The organism is Wolbachia endosymbiont (group A) of Anthophora plumipes, from assembly GCF_964028115.1.
GTDB lineage: Bacteria > Pseudomonadota > Alphaproteobacteria > Rickettsiales > Anaplasmataceae > Wolbachia.
In genome coordinates, this window is the sequence record NZ_OZ034756.1 from 754029 (window position 1) to 767801 (window position 13773).

Sequence of the window (13773 nt, forward strand, 5' to 3'; positions counted from 1 at the left end):
TTTTCCCTTAAAACCTAAGTTACATGACTTTAAAGTGCGGATAGAGGGACTTGAACCCCCACGAGCAAGCTCACCAGGACCTAAACCTGGCACGTCTACCAATTCCGCCATATCCGCAAGAAATTTTCAGTACCCTATTATAGGTATTCCATTAAAAATATTCAAGGTTTAAAGTCTTACTTAATTTATAGTATTTACACAATCAAAAAAGCTTATTAACATTTCTTAATGAAAGCTCTAAATCCTGAAAATCAATAATGAGATTAATAACAAGCTTCTTACTTGCAATTTTTTTGATTACACAAAGTGGTTGCACAACCCTTATAATAGGTGGTGTGGTGGCTACAGCGACAGCAACAGCAATAACAATGCAGGACAAATCCTTGGGAAATATCATTGATGATACGACTATGGTCATCAGAATTAATAAGGGGCTCTTAAAACATGGGCTATTTTCATCCATAAAAGTTAAAGTAAGTGAAGGAAGAGTATTGCTCATTGGAAGTGTTGACACTCCTGAAAAACAACTTACAGCAGAAAAAATAGCTTGGCAGCAAAAAGAAATTAAAGAAGTGATAAATGAAATAAGAGTAATACCAATTCAAATGGCTTCCATGCTAGACACTACTGTAGATGGCATGATAACAGCGGAAATAAGAACAAGACTTCTGGGGAAAAGAAATATTAAATCAATTAATTATAGCGTTAATACGGTTGATAGAGTTGTTTATTTGATGGGTATAGCCCAAAATAAAGCGGAATTAAAAGCTGTAATATCAATTGCAAGAAAAGTAAAGGGAGTAAAACAAGTTGTAAGTTATGTACGATATAAGTACAGTAAATTACGCCATTAGGCAAAAATCGCCTTCAAATTATAACATTTGTACAGTTGTGACAATAGGTAGAGAACATAAATGAAAGTTGCCTTTCAGATGGATGAAAATATAAATTTTGAAACTGACACTACATTCGTGCTAATAAAGGAAGCACAAAGGAGGAAGCACGAAGTTTTTGTCTATGCTCCTAACAATTTAGCACTAAAGCTAAACCATCCAATTGCTCTTGCTCAGAAAGTCAGCGTTGATGATTTTAGTTTTATCTCTAAAGAGGATGTAGCAATCAACTTGAATGAAATGGACATCATATTTATCAGACAGGATCCACCCTTTGATATGCGCTACATTACAACAACCTATATCTTAGAAAAAACCAGCGCATTGGTAATTAACAATCCAACAGAAATAAGAAATTGTCCTGAAAAATTGATAACTTCATTATTTCCAGAGCTAATTCCGCCGACTTTGATCACTGAAAATATATCGATGATTAGAGATTTCTACCACAACTATCAAGATATTATTCTGAAGCCGTTGTATAGTTATGGAGGAAACGATGTAATAAGAATACGAGATGAAAACAGCATTCAAGTGGTAGTGGATCTCATGATAGCAAAATATGAATGTCCTGTAATTGCGCAATCATTTTGTAAAAACATAGATAAAGATAAAAGAATATTGCTACTTTATGGTCAACCAATTGGAGTAATGAAACGAGTTCCAAAAATCAGTGGAGAGATCAGAACAAACATGCGACTTGGAGCAAGTTTTGAGCCCGCTCAAATGAACGATAGAGACAATGAAATATGTAACAAAGTTGGTCCTGAATTAAAGAAAAGGGGGCTAATATTTGTTGGTATTGATATTATAGATGACTTCCTGCTCGAAATTAACACAACTTCACCCACGGGAGTGGTTTATATCAATAAATTATATAATATATCGCTAGAAAAAGACCTTTGGGATGTGTTTGAAGAAAAAGCAAGCAGCCATCAACTAAACCTGTGAACAATTACCTTAACAAACTCAGTAGTCCCATTCTTTATCCCTGTTTTTTTTGTATTATTGGTCATATCACGCAATTTTTGAGAATTATTTAATAGACCAAATAGTACCTCTGTTAGATTTTTTTTTGCTTCACTATTCTGCTCAACTATTACAGCTGCTTCCGAATCTTCAATATATTTTGCGTTATAAAATTGGTGATTATCTTTTGAGTCAGGGTAAGGAATGTATATAGCAGCGCGCCTAGCAAGAGTGATCTCTGCTATTGAAGTTGCTCCTGCTCTGCTAATTACCAAGTGAGCATTGGCCAATCTATTTTCCATATCATCAAAAAATTCACTCAATTCACAATCGATCTTTTCACTTTTGTATAGACTCTTGACCTTGTTTACATTTTTCTTCGTACATTGCTGCGTCACTCTAATTTTCTTTTTCATTTTAATAGGCAAATTACAAATTACGCTGCTTACTACATCATCAAAAAAATTTGCACCTTGGCTACCTGCTATGACTAATATGTTTAGGACTTTCTCAGTGCTAGAATGGCTCTGTGCTTTTATATCAATAAAATTTCCTGTAAAAATACATTTATTACCTTCTGTATATTTAGTCTCCGGAAAGCTGGTTGCAATTAATTTTGCACTCTTAAAAAAGAATCTATTTACTCTTCCTAAAACTGTATTTTGTTCATGTAAAATTATAGGTATAGAAAGAACCCTTGCTGCAAGAAGAGTTGGAAAAGAAGCATAGCTACCAAAACCAATTACTAATCTTGGCTTCAATTTTCTGATTTTATATATTGCTAGCACACAACTATACATTAATAAAAGGAAAAACTTAAATTTGTTGCCGCTTGGTCTACGTAATGATAAAATATAGCTTTCTATGTCGATATTTTTATTTGTTTTTTTATCAGTGAATAATATGCAATTGTATCCTTGTGTCTTTAGTGCTTTTGCTAAGGCTATGGCCGGAAAGATATGCCCACCCGTGCCACCTGTTGCTAAAATAATATCCATCTGTAAATAATGCATCCTAGATTGTTAACTGTTATTTAATAATTTGCACGTAGAATTTTATTAAGCTTTATGATAGTTGAGTTAAAAATGCCTAAAAGTAATAGTAAAAAAGAACCTAATGAGAAAAATAAATCTCAAGAACAAAGAGAAGGCAGAAGCGGAGGTTTTTTAGAACTGCTAAAAAATATAATAAAAATTCTTTTCAATTCGGTTGTTGACCTACCTGAGCACGAGCAGCATAATAAAATGAAAAGCACTAATCTACAACAAGGTTTGGATACTAAAGGAAAAGGCCCAGAAGATCTTCATCCAAAGGCAAAGCTTAAAGTTAAAGAAGCAGCTAAGGGATTGAAAGAAGAGTTACAGAATTCTGATGCTGGTGGTAATCAATCTATTGAAACTAAAGTGCCTAATCAAACTACTACCCAAGACATTGACAACTCTAAAACGATGGAACGTTAGTTCAACTATTTAACGACTCATCATCTGCAGCAAGCACTGATTCGTGTATCATCTCTGAAATGGTTGGATGAGGAAAAATCGTAGATTTTATGTCGAAGTCTGTTCCTTCTAGTTGCTTTGCAAGAGCAAAATTGCTAATTAACTCCGTTACTTCTGCACCTATCATGTGGCTACCCAGAAGTTCGCCTGTCTTTTTGTCTATAATTGTTTTCACTAACCCTTCAGTTTCACTGAGTGCAATAGACTTACCATTAAAGTTAGAGTGAAATTTTCCTATTTTTACATCATACCCACCTCTTATTGCCTGTTCCTCAGTAAGGCCGATGCTCGCTATTTGTGGATGAGAATAAGTGCAATTTGGTATGCATTCTTTTTTTAACGCATGAGCACTTTTACCAGCAATCTTTTCAACGCAGATCACAGCTTCATGGCTCGCTTTATGTGCTAAACATGGTGGGCCAGCTACATCACCTATTGCATACACATTTGATTCACTAGTTTCATACCATTCATTCATTTCAATAAAACCAGAAGGGCTTAATTTAATTTTTGTATTTTCTAAACCTATATTTTCAATATTTGCTTGAATTCCAACCGCAACAATCACCCTATCAAATTCTTTGCTCTCGCCACTACTTAGTAGCACTTGAGCAGAGTCTTTACTTTTAGTAAGAGCTTTTACGCTACTGTTTGTATATATTTTTATCCCCTGTTTTGTGAATATTTCTTCTGCTAGGCCTGAAATGTCTTTATCTTCCAGCGGCAAAATAGTGCTCTTTATCTCTATGATTGTTACATCAACCCCCAAAGTACTATAAAAACTTGCAAATTCTATTCCAATTGCACCAGACCCTATGATTAGTAGTGATTTTGGTAATCTCTCTGGAGTCATAGCGTGCTGCGCATTCCATATTAAATCTCCATCTGCCTCTATTTCAGGCAGATTCCGTGCCCTCACTCCTGTTGCTAAAATGATATGTTTGGAAACAATTTCTTGTTCTTCCTTATCGCCAGCAACTTTTATAGTACTATTGCCTGCAAGTTTACCAAAGCCTTGATGAACTCTGATATTATTCTTCTTCATCAAATATGCAACACCGCTTGACAATTTATCAACAACGTTTCTTGAGTATTTCACTATTGATTGTATATCAAAACTCGCTCCCTTTACTTCTATACCAAACTCTTTTGATCTTTTTATTAGCCTATAAACCTCAGATGCTCTAAGTAGTGATTTTGTTGGTATACATCCCCAATTTAAGCATATACCGCCTAAATTTTTTTCTTTTTCTACAATTGCAGTTTTAAACCCAAGCTGTGCCGCCCTAATTGCTGCTATATAACCACCAGAACCGCTACCTATAACCGTAATATCATACTCATTCATCAGTTTTCTTCGTATTCAAAAAGATTATATATAACAGATGGAAACCGTATGATCAATATTCAGGTAGCTGACAACATAGAAACGAAAAAACTTGCTTGACAAACTCCGCCAGCCCCCTTATTATGACAATAAGGGTATTTATGACTCAAAACTTGTTTTTGACCTGCAGGCTCAATGACAAAATTCAGTAAAAAACTCAGGTATTTATTGGCGGATTACATAAAATTATAGCGGCTGCATGTCTTTTTTATTTTTTCTACATTCAGCCAAATCGCGCTTATTTTAAGCGTTAGCACATTATTACAGCGCCACTTACAGTAATATAGAGTCAAAACTCGCACCACGGGGCTTCTTTTGCCTTTTCTTCTGCTTGGTAAATTTCTTAATGTTTGTAGCTAAAGCAATTTAAGAGACCGAAAATGGTCAGCGCTCCTTTTTTTGTCATCCCAGTGCCCATATGATGTCATTCCAGTCTGGAATCTAGTTCTTATTGTACATTTACTTGGTGTAGAGTTAAGTTTTCTGGATCCAAGTAGTCAAGCTACTCGGATGACACCTTGACAATCGTCATCCTGCTACGTGTTAGCGGATGAGATACCGCGAATGAATCGCGGTATGACGTAGGATTGCTGTCATCCCGCTGCTTGTTAGCGGGATCTATGTGAGATACCGCGGCGGTATGACGGTTCGCGGTGGCATGACGATAACCTCGTCATCCCGCTACTTGTTAGCGGCTGAGATACCGCGAATGAATCGCGGTATGACGTAGAAGCTATACTTTTATACCCACCAACTCAGTATCCAATCTGGATCCAAGTGTCAGCTACTTGAATGACACAGTTTTTGCTTAAACCCGTAACGTTCGTACATTTTGCTAAAAGTTCAAATATCAACATCATGCACGTTGAGTGCATTGCTATTAATAAAGTCACGGCGTGGTTCAACTATATCACCCATTAATATTGAAAATATGGAATCAGCTTCTTCACAATCTTTTATTTCAACCTTCAATAAAGTTCTAGCCTCAGGATTTAACGTAGTATCCCATAGCTGATCAGCATTCATTTCACCAAGACCTTTAAATCTCTGCAGAGTTAAACCTTTTTTACCATAGTCCATTATTATTTTTGCAAGCGTACTTGGAGAAGTGATTTTTATTTCAGTTTCTTGTGACTTTAAAAATGAATCACCATTAAATAAATTACTTATACCATCAAGCAAACTTAATATGTTTTGCATATCTTTGCCTTCAAGCATACTAAGTGCAAATATATATTTGTCTGCCAATCCTTGAAATAATTTAGAGATGTGAATTTCTTTTTCTTCATCCTTTATTTCTACTTCCCAAGTATATTCACTGTACATTAATTTTAAATACTTTAATATCTCATCAGCCGATGATAGAGCATTCTTTTTGCTTAAAATTAGCAATGACTCTAAGAGATTTTGTGGTATTTCTCTATCATAATTTTTGCTAATATTAGAAATGCTAACGCATTTATTCAAAATAAGGCGCAAGTCGTTAAATTCTGTAGCTGTACCACTTAGTGTTAATCTTTTAACTGCTGAGTTTATTATATACTCTTCAAAAGTTTCGTCATCTTTAATATAAGTGTCTTTAGCATTCTTTGTAACTTTATAAAGGGGTGGCTGTGCTATGTATAAGTAGCCTTTTTCAATAACTTCACGCATATGTCTAAAAAAGAAAGTTAGAATCAAAGTTCTTATATGTGAACCATCAACATCTGCATCTGTCATGATGATAATTTTATGATATCTAGCTTTTTCAATATTGAAGTGTTCACTCCCTATTCCAGCACCAATTGCAGTAATTAAAGAGCCTATTTCTGCAGATGAAAAAATACGATCTAAACTTACACGTTCTACGTTTAGAATTTTTCCTCTTAAGGCAAGCACTGCTTGTGTTTTACGATTACGCCCCTGCTTTGCAGTACCACCTGCTGAATTACCCTCTACTATAAATAATTCCGATAACTCAGGGGCTTTTTCCTGGCAATCAGCAAGCTTTCCTGGCAGAGTTGCAATATCAATATTGTTTTTGCTTTTAACTAACTCTCGTGCTTTTCTTGCGGCTTCTCTTCCTTTTGCTGATCTGATTGCTCTTTCTACTATACTTGCTGCCAATTTGGGATCAGTTTCAAGGATTGTGCTCAATTTATCAGAAACTATGCTCTCCACAACTGTACGCGCTTCAGAACTAACTAGTTTATCTTTTGTTTGTGAAGAAAACTTAGGATCAGGCATCTTGAGAGATAAAACACAAGTTAAACCTTCTCTAACGTCCTCTCCAGTTAAATTTACTTTTGCTTTCTTTAAAAACCCTTCATTAGTTGCATAGTTATTGATACATCTGGTTAAAGCGGATCTAAATCCTGCCAAATGCGTACCACCATCTCGTTGCCTTATATTATTCGTGAAGCATAACATATGTTCATAGTAGGAATCATTCCATTCCATCGATATTTCCAAGCTGATGCCAAGATCTTCTGCATCTCCTTTCATACTGGCAATTTTAGTTACATGTGTCTTATTCTTATCTAAGTACCGCACAAAATTCGCTGTACCAAAATTGTCTTTAGATTGATTGCTCTGATTGAAATGAGATTCTGTATATGGTTCATTGCGCAGATCACGTAAAGTAATGTCGATATTTGAATTTAAAAATGCTAATTCTCTTATACGACTTTCAAGCGTTGAGTAACTGAAATTAATGCCATTAAAAGTCTCTGTTGATGGCATGAACGTGACTTTAGTTCCTCTTTTGTTTGTATTTTTGTTGACTACCTTTAAAGGTTCAATAGACTCACCATCTTCAAAGCGCATAAAGTGTTCTTTCTTATTGCGCCAAATAGTTAATTCCAACCAGCTTGATAATGCATTCACAACTGAGATTCCAACACCATGTAATCCCCCAGAAACTTTATAGGTATTACTGTCAAATTTACCACCAGCATGGAGTTGAGTCATTATTACCTCTGCTGCTGATATTCCTTCTTCTTCATGAAGGTCAGTTGGAATGCCACGACCATTATCAGTTACAGATACTGAACCATCTTTATTTATGCTAACTTCAATTTTATCACAATATCCAGCTAAAGATTCATCTATTGCGTTGTCAACAACCTCATATACCATGTGGTGCAAGCCAGATCCATCGTCAGTGTCACCAATGTACATACCTGGACGTTTCCTTACAGCATCAAGACCCCTTAAGATTTTTATTGCATCGGCATTATAACTATTTTCCATTAGATTGCTTCGTTTATGAATGTTAATTAATATTACATCCAGATATACTAGTTAGCAACATTTTTAAACTGATAACCCACATTAAAAGCACAACTTTACGAACGTTTATTTTTTAAGGACAGCAAATGGTGTCATTCCAATGCGTCTTCCATAACTGTACGAACATTCATTTTTGAAGGTAAATTGCACAACAGATGATGTCATTCCTGTCTGGAATCCAGAAATTTTGCTTATAACTGAGCTGATGAGCTAAAGGTAGTTGTCTTACGCTAAAACAAACGTTTTTAATTAAGTTGCATAGAAGCTGGATCCCAGTGTCTGGGCACTGGGATGATACCTCACTGGTGGGAATTGCTCCCAAACTACAACGTTCGTACAGCTGTGTATGTCTTCCCATGGAGATTGCTCTCAAATCATAATGCTCATGCAGTTGCGTGCTCGACTAATTAACAGAAAAATCTATAATTCAGTTTACGTATTTTCTTATCTCAGCCAAAATCTTATCAGATTGACTTTCGTCTGAATTTAAATCAGCTGCAAAGTGTGTAACATATTTTCCTCCAGGGCCAATAAGATATATTATCGAAGAATGGTTGATTTCTTCTTCTCCGTCTACTTTGCTTGCATATACTTTATATTTCGCAACTACTTCGTCTATTTTTTCTCTTTCACCAGTTAACATTTGTATTCTATGGTCAAATTGCTGCTGAAATTCTTTAAGTCTTTCCGTGCTATCGCGCTCAGGATCAACTGTGATGAAGAATGTTTGTAGCTTGTTGTTAGTTTTCTCATCTAACTTTGCAAGTGTTTCTGAAATTATCCCAAGGTTCATAGGACAAATTCTTTTACATGAGGAAAATCCAAAGAAAATCATCATGTATTTATCTTTAAAATCACTACTGCGCAGAATCTGTCCGTCCTGATTAATTAAAGAAAAATCTCCGCCTATCTTAACTTCCGCGTTGTGAATCGCTGCCGGGGCAAATATGCCTTTTTTAGTGAAATAACAATAACCTAAAAAAACAACTGCTAATGCTGCTAGCACATTAGATAACAATCTTATAAACCTTACCATTAGAATGCTCTCAGTAAAATCAAATTGTATCTTTATTGGTTAACCTATTCAATATATTTATCCAAAAGTGTATTGTTAATTTTGTCTAACAGTTTCTTATGTTCATCAATTTCTTCACTATTTGGTGAATGTTCTCTGGGAGTTAGATTACGCACTTTATGCTGAACGAATGTAGAGTTACTGTCCTGATTGCATTCATTATCAAACAGAAAGGTTTGTAACCCTCCTGTAAGTTCAACATATACCTTTGCAAGCAATTGAGCATCAACTAGTGCTCCGTGCAATTCTCTATTCTCTAGCGATATATCAAAACGCTTACATAATGCATTCAAAGAAGCAGGTGATCCTACGAATTTTTTCCTCGCAAGAGGTAATGTATCTAGCACTCTATCTGAGGAAATTAACCCAGCATTCAGCTTGCTTAACTCCATGTTAAGGAACTTAACATCGAATTCAGCGTTGTGAATTACCAAAATATCATTAGATATAAAGTCAAGAAATTCAAGTGCAACATCTGAGAATAATGGTTTATCTTCTAAAAATTCTTCACTAATACCGTGAATCTTAAACGAGTGATAAGGTATATCTCTTTCTGGGTTAAGGTACCGATGGAATACTTTACCTGTTGGAATACGATTAATTAATTCCACACACCCTATTTCAATAATTCGATGACCAGATCCAGTGTCAAGACCTGTCGTTTCAGTGTCAAGTACTATTTCGCGCAGCTTGCTTTCCATGGTTAACTCTAAATAAAACTAATCTTACTTGTCATTTGTCTTATCGTTATTTGTCTTTTTATAGTTAATAGAAACAAGCAACCAGCTTGGGTCTGATGAATTAACATTTTTTTTGAATTGCCATACATCCTCAACTTTATTAATGGTGGATGTGCTACCTGATATTATATTTTCTGAGCTATCTTTAATAAAGTTAATTTGCTCTGAAAGGAAATATACTGCAATAAACACTGTGTTTTTTACTAGCTTTATTTCTAAAATCTTTTGTGAAACGATAGAAACAATTATAGACTCGTGCACCTCTTTACGATGTTTAATCTTCTCTGCAAAATTATCATATAAGTCTTTATCGAGAAGTGGTTTTAACTGAGACAAATTTCCTTGATTGAAATACTTTATTATTAATTCAAAAGCTATGCTTGAACCTTCTATAAAGTGGGAAATAGAAAAATCTTTGTTTTTTTTTAATATTTGTTCATAAGTAACTTTTATTGAATTTTCATCGTTGCTATCAATGTAACCCTCAATGTTTTCTACTACATCTTCTTTACTTCGGCTTACATCCAACACACTAGTTAGCTTTTTTAGATTGAGATTGGCTGACCTTCCTAAAGAATTATACAAACGTGAAAAAATGAACGCCGCTAATAAAGTATATATTACAAGCTCTATCATAGTAACTCAACTCCTTGGCATATAAAGTATCCGAACATTATTAATTATTAATGAAAATATGTTTTTCATATCAACTTATAATCAGGTTTGCTATTCGTTTGTAAATGAATATATTATATAAGAAAGTATTAAATATCTCAACTTAATTAAAGGAGACGTAAGAAATGCCACAACAAAAAATGAGAATTCACGGTCAATATGTTAAAGATCTATCGTTTGAGAATCCGAATTCGCCATTCCTTTCTTCAAATAAAGCTCCCGATATTAATGTAATGGTTAATATCAATTCAGCGAAATTAGAAGGAATGGAAAACAAAGAAGGAGTAAATGAAGAAAAATCTTTCCATGAAATTACTTTACATATAGAAGTCAGAGCAACGATAAAAGATGAAGGTATAAAAGATGGCGTAGCTTTCATTTGTGAGACAAAATATTGTGGCATTTTTTCAATAGAAAATTTTAAAGAGTTGAGTGAGGAAGAGGTAAGACAAGCTTTGTTTATTGGCGGACCTACTTTTCTTTTCCCTTTTGCAAGAGAAATAATTGCAAGAGTTACAAGCAGTGGTGGATTTCCCCCACTAATGCTAGATCCTATAGATTTTGAAACTATGTACGAGCAGCAAAGTCAACAACAAAGAAGTAACGGTAGTAATTCCAATTTTAACTAATATGATGTAGCCTGATGAATAATTCTTTAAACGCAAAAACGACTTTAAACATTGACGGGAAGTCATACAACTATTTTAGCCTAAATAGTGCTAGTGAATTTTTAGGAATAGATGTAACTAAATTGCCCTGCTCACTTAAGGTTCTGCTTGAAAATTTATTGCGCAATGAAGATGGAGTAAACGTAAAGCTGGATGATATAAAAATACTAGCAAGTTGCATTAATAAACACGCTAATCATGAAATTAGCTACAAGCCAGCAAGGGTGTTGATGCAAGATTTTACAGGGGTTCCTGCTGTCGTCGATTTAGCTTCTATGCGGAGTTATGTCAAGAAAAATGGAGGCGATCCAAGCAGCATAAATCCGTCTGTGCCCGTTGATCTTGTGATCGACCATTCTGTTCAAGTAGATAGTTATGGAAGTGTTTCCGCATTCAGTAAGAATGTTGAGCTAGAAGTAAAAAGAAATTTGGAGAGATATCAATTCTTAAAGTGGGGAGAATCATCCTTCACAAATTTTAGAGTAGTACCGCCAGGTACTGGAATTTGCCACCAAGTGAATCTTGAGTATTTAGCGCAAGTTGTATGTAATAAGGATGGGGTTTTGTATCCTGATACTTTGGTTGGTACGGATAGCCATACTACGATGGTTAACGGGTTATCAGTCCTTGGTTGGGGTGTTGGAGGCATAGAAGCTGAGTCTGTGATGCTTGGTCAACCAATTAGTATGGTGATTCCAGAAGTAGTTGGATTTAAATTAATTGGCAGACTGCCGGAAGGAGTAACTGCGACTGATTTAGTGCTGACGGTTACCAATATCCTAAGAACAAAGGGTGTTGTTGGTAAGTTTGTAGAATTTTATGGTGATGGTTTAGATTATTTATCTTTGGCAGATAGGGCAACTATAGCAAACATGGCCCCAGAGTATGGCGCAACTTGTGGATTTTTTCCAATTGATCAGAAAACGCTAGATTATTTAAGCTTAACCGGAAGGCCAGAAAAGCTAGTTGAGGCTTATGCGAAAGAGCAAGGATTGTGGCGTGGCAATAATGAGTTAGCATTTTTTGACACACTAGAGCTTGATTTATCAAGCGTGAAGCCAGTAATGGCTGGTCCCAAAAGACCACAAGATAAGGTTTTTCTTTCACAAGTGGCAGAGTCTTTTTCTAAATCATTTTCAGTTAACGAATCAAAGGAAAGTGATAAGCTTCAAGATGGAAGTGTAGTTATTGCAGCAATAACAAGCTGCACTAACACCTCAAATCCAAGTGTAATGATTGCTGCAGGTCTTGTAGCTCGTAATGCAATTAAACTTGGATTAAAATCAAAGCCTTGGGTTAAAACTTCTCTTGCTCCAGGGTCACAAGTTGTAACAGAATATTTAGAAAAGTCTGGATTGCAGGTAGATCTAAATGCTTTGGGTTTTAATCTAGTTGGATATGGTTGCACAACTTGCATTGGGAATTCTGGTCCACTTAATAAAGATATAGAAGATGGCATTAAAAACAAAAATTTAACTGTTGCTGCAGTTTTATCTGGTAATCGTAACTTTGAAGGAAGAATTCATCCGTTAGTCAAAGCTAATTACTTGGCATCTCCGCCACTTGTTGTTGCATATGCACTTGCTGGTACTGTGCAAACTGATTTGACAAAAGATTCAATATGCAAAGATAAGAATGGAAATGATGTCTATCTCAAAAATATATGGCCAACAAACAATGAAATCGAAGATTGTGTTAAAAATGTGGTAACACGTGAGATGTTTATACAAAAGTATAAGGATGTTTTTTCTGGTGATGAACATTGGCGAAAGATAAAGTGTGAAAAAAGTGAAATCTATAATTGGGATGCAAACAGCACTTACATACAAGATCCGCCCTATTTTGATAATTTATCACCTAAAAATAATAAAGATAAAACAATCGATATAAAAGGTGCACAAATATTGGCAATGTTTGGCGATAGCGTAACCACTGATCACATTTCCCCTGCTGGAAATATTGCCTCAAGTAGTCCTGCAGGTATATATTTAAAAAATCTTGGAATTGAGCCACAGGACTTTAATTCGTATGGGTCTCGTCGTGGTAACCACAATGTAATGATGCGTGGGACTTTTGCTAACATTAGAATAAAAAATGAAATGGTAAGCATCGAAGGCGGCTATACAAAATATATTCCTTCTCAAGAAACTATGTCGATTTTTGATGCAGCAATGCGCTACAAAGAAAGTAATGTTCCTCTCATCATTGTGGCAGGAAAGGAGTATGGCACAGGTTCAAGTAGGGATTGGGCAGCAAAAGGTACTTTATTGTTGGGGATTAAAGTTGTAATTGCAGAAAGCTTTGAGCGTATACATAGGTCCAACTTGGTCGGCATGGGTGTTCTTCCACTTATATTCCAAAATGGAATAACCAGAAAGATATTTGATGGTAGTGAGATAATAAGCATAAAAGGTGAAATAGTGCCAAGTGGAAATTTAGAATGTATCATCAAAAGAAAGGATAGTTCAAAGCAATCAATTCAACTCAAATGCTGTGTACAAACCGCAACTGAGATTAAATACTTAATGCATGGCGGAGTGTTAAGCTACATACTTGCACAATCCTTTTAAAGTTATTGCATGGACTTCTTTTAGCCA

At 35.3% G+C, this 13773-nt stretch carries 13 protein-coding genes and 1 tRNA gene; 6 read left to right on the top strand and 8 right to left on the bottom strand.

Going from position 1 to position 13773, the window contains the following annotated elements; genetic code table 11:
- Positions 1-35 precede the first annotated feature (35 nt).
- Positions 36-117: transfer RNA gene (locus ABWU75_RS03910), tRNA-Leu, on the bottom strand.
- Between the two features lie 140 nt (positions 118-257).
- Between ABWU75_RS03910 and ABWU75_RS03915 the strand changes: the two genes are divergently transcribed.
- Both ABWU75_RS03915 and gshB read left to right on the top strand, forming a co-directional pair.
- A complete protein-coding gene (locus ABWU75_RS03915) occupies positions 258-854 on the top strand; it encodes a BON domain-containing protein (RefSeq protein ID WP_064124795.1) in 597 nt (198 codons plus the stop codon).
- 60 nt (positions 855-914) lie between these two features.
- A complete protein-coding gene (gene gshB, locus ABWU75_RS03920) occupies positions 915-1844 on the top strand; it encodes a glutathione synthase (RefSeq protein WP_353286653.1) in 930 nt (309 codons plus the stop codon).
- On the opposite strand, the gene murG is transcribed toward gshB, so the two are convergent.
- A complete protein-coding gene (gene murG / locus ABWU75_RS03925; protein WP_353286654.1) occupies positions 1829-2860 on the bottom strand; it encodes an undecaprenyldiphospho-muramoylpentapeptide beta-N-acetylglucosaminyltransferase in 1032 nt (343 codons plus the stop codon). The genes gshB and murG overlap by 16 nt on opposite strands.
- A 69-nt stretch (positions 2861-2929) precedes the next feature.
- Here murG and ABWU75_RS03930 point away from each other — a divergent pair, with 69 nt between their 5' ends.
- Positions 2930-3322, top strand: coding sequence for a hypothetical protein (locus ABWU75_RS03930; protein ID WP_264731349.1), 393 nt, complete (start codon positions 2930-2932; stop codon positions 3320-3322).
- Position 3323: 1 nt separating this feature from the next.
- Here the strand turns inward: ABWU75_RS03930 and lpdA are convergent, their stop codons facing one another.
- Complete coding sequence (gene lpdA, locus ABWU75_RS03935) at positions 3324-4709, bottom strand: dihydrolipoyl dehydrogenase (RefSeq protein ID WP_353286655.1); 1386 nt, start codon at positions 4707-4709, stop codon at positions 3324-3326.
- A 438-nt stretch (positions 4710-5147) separates the two neighbouring features.
- Between lpdA and ABWU75_RS03940 the strand changes: the two genes are divergently transcribed.
- Positions 5148-5270 carry a hypothetical protein gene (locus ABWU75_RS03940; RefSeq protein WP_264731352.1) on the top strand — a complete coding sequence of 41 codons (123 nt, stop codon included), beginning with the start codon at positions 5148-5150 and terminating at the stop codon, positions 5268-5270.
- A gap of 321 nt (positions 5271-5591) precedes the next feature.
- On the opposite strand, the gene gyrB is transcribed toward ABWU75_RS03940, so the two are convergent.
- The 5 genes from gyrB to ABWU75_RS03965 form a co-directional block, all read right to left on the bottom strand.
- A complete protein-coding gene (gyrB, locus tag ABWU75_RS03945; protein ID WP_353286656.1) occupies positions 5592-7979 on the bottom strand; it encodes a DNA topoisomerase (ATP-hydrolyzing) subunit B in 2388 nt (795 codons plus the stop codon).
- 166 nt (positions 7980-8145) lie between these two features.
- Complete coding sequence (locus ABWU75_RS03950) at positions 8146-8376, bottom strand: hypothetical protein (protein WP_264688326.1); 231 nt, start codon at positions 8374-8376, stop codon at positions 8146-8148.
- Positions 8377-8445: 69 nt separating this feature from the next.
- Positions 8446-9054 carry an SCO family protein gene (locus tag ABWU75_RS03955; protein ID WP_253309508.1) on the bottom strand — a complete coding sequence of 203 codons (609 nt, stop codon included), beginning with the start codon at positions 9052-9054 and terminating at the stop codon, positions 8446-8448.
- A gap of 44 nt (positions 9055-9098) precedes the next feature.
- Positions 9099-9794, bottom strand: a complete 696-nt coding sequence (gene dnaQ, locus ABWU75_RS03960) for a DNA polymerase III subunit epsilon (RefSeq protein ID WP_353286657.1) — start codon at positions 9792-9794, stop codon at positions 9099-9101.
- 24 nt (positions 9795-9818) lie between these two features.
- A complete protein-coding gene (locus ABWU75_RS03965; RefSeq protein ID WP_264688327.1) occupies positions 9819-10469 on the bottom strand; it encodes a Tim44/TimA family putative adaptor protein in 651 nt (216 codons plus the stop codon).
- Positions 10470-10633: 164 nt separating this feature from the next.
- Between ABWU75_RS03965 and secB the strand changes: the two genes are divergently transcribed.
- Entirely contained in the window at positions 10634-11137 is a 504-nt protein-coding gene (gene secB / locus ABWU75_RS03970; protein WP_253309505.1) for a protein-export chaperone SecB, read from the top strand.
- Between the two features lie 14 nt (positions 11138-11151).
- Complete coding sequence (acnA, locus tag ABWU75_RS03975; protein ID WP_353286658.1) at positions 11152-13746, top strand: aconitate hydratase AcnA; 2595 nt, start codon at positions 11152-11154, stop codon at positions 13744-13746.
- The last annotated feature ends 27 nt before the right edge of the window (positions 13747-13773 follow it).